The sequence below is a fragment of the Pseudomonas brassicae genome (assembly GCF_010671725.1).
GTDB lineage: Bacteria > Pseudomonadota > Gammaproteobacteria > Pseudomonadales > Pseudomonadaceae > Aquipseudomonas > Aquipseudomonas brassicae.
In genome coordinates this window covers 1-3,699 of record NZ_JAAHBU010000331.1, presented here as the reverse complement: position 1 = coordinate 3,699, position 3,699 = coordinate 1, and the positions used below count along the sequence as shown (strand labels likewise).

Below are 3,699 nucleotides of genomic sequence, written 5' to 3'. Positions count from 1 at the left end.
AATTCCGACGCATTGGGAAACAGTTAGGCTTAAGTATCTTTTCAAAGAAATCAATGAGCGAACCAAAACGGGCGAAGAAACGTTGCTTTCCTTGAGAATGGAGCTTGGGCTTGTGCCCCATGATGACGTCTCGGATAAGGCAATTTCCAATGAGAGCCTAGTGGACTATAAGATAGTTCGTCCCGGCCAAATGGTTATGAATCGCATGAGGGCTGCAATCGGGATATTTGGTGTTTCCTCTCGGCTTGGCTTGGTAAGCCCCGACTATGCTATTTTTGATATTAAAGAGCGCGCCAACCCATCATTTTTCCTCAGGTTATTCAAGCTTCCTTTGCTAGGAACTCAGTTTCGCCTTGGCTCAAAAGGGTTAGGCACTGGTTCTTCAGGGTTTATGCGGCTCTATACCCAGGATTTTGGCGATATAAAAGTTGCTGTTCCTCCTTTGGGCGAGCAGTTAGAAATCCTGCAGTTCATAGACTCGACCTCGGAACGAATAGATAACGCCTGCACATTGTTTGAACAACAAATCACGAGGCTTAAAGAATACAAAGCCACCCTGATCAATAGCGCCGTCACCGGCAAGATCAAGGTGCCGGGCGTGGTGGAGCCAGATAGCGGCGAATGTCTGCCCCCGTTGGCTGGATAATTTTAGACATTTGCACCCAGTGCCGGGCTCGCCTGGCAGAGGTAAGAAAGGACAAGCACAAGGAAGCCGGCATGGTAAGCAAGACCAACGAACAGGCGCTGGAAGCTAGCATCGAGAAATACCTAACCGGCACTTGCCTGGAAGAGCAGGCGGTAGGCCGTAACAGTTCGGTGCCCGTGCCGACGGGCCTCAACCACGGGTATCAACTGGGCCGTGCTCAGGATTTCAATGCCCGGTATGCCGTAGATAGCCGTTGCTTGTGGCAATTCCTTGAGGCCAGCCAGGGTGAAGAGTTGGAGCGTCTCAAGCAGCGCTACGATGATTGGGATTTGCGCATCCTCGATCGCTTCGACCGACTGGCGAAGAAGTACGGCGCGCTGCACCTGCTCAAGCGCGGCCTGGACATCGAAGATGTGCACTTCAACCTGATGTACCCCGCGCCACTTGCCAGCAGTTCGGAGAGGGTCAAACAGAAGTTTGCGGCGAATATCTTTAGTAGCACCCGCCAGGTGCGTTACTCCCTGAGTAATCCGCTGGAAGAGATCGACCTGGTGCTGTTTATCAATGGTTTGCCCTTCGCCACGCTGGAGCTGAAGAACCCTTGGACGGGCCAGAACGCCCGTTATCACGGGCAAAAGCAATACAAGCAGGACCGTGACACGGGCCAGCCGTTGCTACAATTCGGCCGCTGCCTGGTGCACATGACGGTAGACACCGACGAGGTCTACATGACCACCAAGTTAGCCGGTGTCGCAACCTTCTTCTTGCCATTCAACAAGGGCCACAACCACGGGGCTGGCAACCCGCCCAACCCCAATGGGCACAAAAGCGCCTACCTATGGCAGGAGATTTTCAGCCGAGCAAGCGTGGCTAACATCATCCAGCACTTTGTGCGCCTGGATGGCAACAGCAAAATGCCACTGGCCAAGCGCACGCTGTTTTTCCCGCGTTATCACCAGTTGGATGTGGTGCGCCGTCTGGTAGACCATGCCAGCCAGCAAGGTGTGGGACAGCGTTATCTAATCCAGCATTCGGCCGGCTCGGGCAAGTCCAACTCCATCACCTGGGCGGCCTATCAGCTGATCGAAACCTATCCAACTTCGTTGGAGGTTGCTGGCGCGCGTGGACTGGATGTGCCGCTGTTCGACTCGGTAATTGTGGTGACCGACCGCCGACTGCTGGACAAGCAACTGCGCGAGAACTTGCGCGAGTTTTCAGAGGTGAAAAACATCATCGCTCCGGCGTTGAAGTCTTCTGACCTTAAGCATGCGCTGGAGCAGGGCAAAAAAATCATCATCACCACCATCCAGAAATTCCCGGTGATCGTGGATGGTATCGACGATATGGCCGGCAAGCGCTTTGCCGTGATAGTGGACGAGGCACACAGCTCGCAGGACGGTAGCAGCCACGGCACGATGAACAAGGTGATGGGTGGCGACGAGCAAGACGACACTCAGGAGAAGATCCTCAGCGCCATCAAGAACAGCAAGATGCGCGGCAATGCCTCGTATTTTGCCTTCACCGCCACCCCTAAGAACAGCACGCTGGAGAAGTTCGGCGAGCAGCAGGCCGATGGCCGCTTCGCGCCCTTCCACCTGTACTCGATGAAACAGGCCATTGAAGAGGGCTTTATCCTTGATGTGCTGGCCAACTACACCACGTACCGCAGCTACTACGAAATTCAGAAGTCCATTGAGGACAATCCGCTGTTTGACACGCTGAAAGCGCAGAAGAAGCTCCGCGCCTACGTCGAACGTGACCAGCAGACCATCGACGTTAAGGCCGAGGTGATGCTGGAGCATTTTATTGAGCAGGTGATCACGCCGAAAAAGCTCAAGGGCCAGGCGAAGGGTATGGTCATCACTCAAAGCATTGAAGCCGCCATCCGTTATCACAAAGCCATCAGCCGCTTGCTCGCGGCGCGCGGCAACCCGTTCAAGGCGCTAATTGCCTTCTCCGGCGAAAAATTGATTGATGGTGTCGAGTACACCGAAGCCGGCATCAACGGCTTCGCCGAAGCGGATACGCGAGACAAATTCGACACGACGAATACCGCTTGCTAGTGGTAGCTAACAAGTACCTGACGGGCTTCGATCAGCCTAAGCTGTGTGCTATGTACGTGGACAAGAAGCTGCAGTACGTACTCGCCGTGCAAGCGCTGTCACGCCTTAATCGTGCCGCGCCGAAGTGGGGCAAGAAGACCGAAGATCTGTTCGTTCTGGATTTCTTCAATCAGGTGGAGGACATCAAAGCCTCCTTCGACCCGTTCTACACTGCCACCAGCCTGTCCGGAGCAACGGATATCAATGTTCTGCATGAACTCAAGGACCAGCTGGACGAGGTCGGCGTATATGAGTGGCCGGAGGTGGAGGCATTTGCCAGGCAGTATTTCGACAACGTTGATGCTGAAAAGCTGGCTGTGTTGATCGATATCGCCGCTGAGCGTTTCGACGTGGAGCTTGAGCTGGAGGATGAGGCCAAGGTCGATTTCAAGATCAAGGCCAAACAGTTCGTAAAGATCTACGGCCAAATGGCCTCGATTATGCCGTACGAGATTGTGGCCTGGGAAAAGCTATTCTGGTTCCTCAAATTCCTGATCCCGAAACTCAAAGTGCAGGACAAAGACGCCGACGAAATCGACGCTCTGCTCAACTCGGTTGACCTGGCTTCCTATGGGCTGGAACGGGTCAAACTGAACCACAGCATTGCATTGGATGACGCTGAAACCGAACTGGACCCAGCAAACCCCAATCCGCGTGGGGTGCATAGCGGTGAGCAGGAAAAGGATCCGCTGGACCAAATCATCCAGAGCTTCAACGAGCGTTGGTTCCAGGGCTGGGGGGTGACCACGGAAGAAAAGCGCGTGAAGTTCCTGAGCATTCTAAAGGGGATTCAGGAGCATCCGGACTTTGAGCCCAAGTACCAAAATAGCCAGGACGAAGACCACCGTGCACTGGCGTTTGAGAAGATTTTCGAGGAAGTCATGCTAATACGCCGCCGCCAGGACCTGAGCTTACCGCCTCGGTAGCCAGTGATGCGGCGCTCAAGTCTTC

At 54.3% G+C, this 3,699-nt stretch carries 3 protein-coding genes; all 3 read left to right on the top strand.

The annotated features are described in order from the left end of the window. On the top strand, window positions 1–646 hold a 646-nt coding region (locus G3436_RS20750), incomplete at its 5' end, for a restriction endonuclease subunit S (RefSeq protein WP_178116545.1). Between the two features lie 71 nt (window positions 647–717). Further along, window positions 718–2,709, top strand: coding sequence for a type I restriction endonuclease subunit R (locus tag G3436_RS20745; RefSeq protein ID WP_243667236.1), 1,992 nt, complete (start codon window positions 718–720; stop codon window positions 2,707–2,709). Then, window positions 2,709–3,674: a type I restriction enzyme subunit R domain-containing protein gene (locus tag G3436_RS27880; protein ID WP_420801235.1), complete on the top strand. Its 966-nt coding sequence runs from the start codon at window positions 2,709–2,711 to the stop codon at window positions 3,672–3,674. Before G3436_RS20745 ends, G3436_RS27880 begins: the two co-directional genes overlap by 1 nt. Window positions 3,675–3,699: the final 25 nt, after the last annotated feature.

Excerpts from the sequence above, each read along its gene's own strand:
- G3436_RS20745 (WP_243667236.1), top strand. The coding sequence starts at position 718 with ATGGTAAGCAAGACCAACGAACAGGCGCTGGAAGCTAGCATCGAGAAA.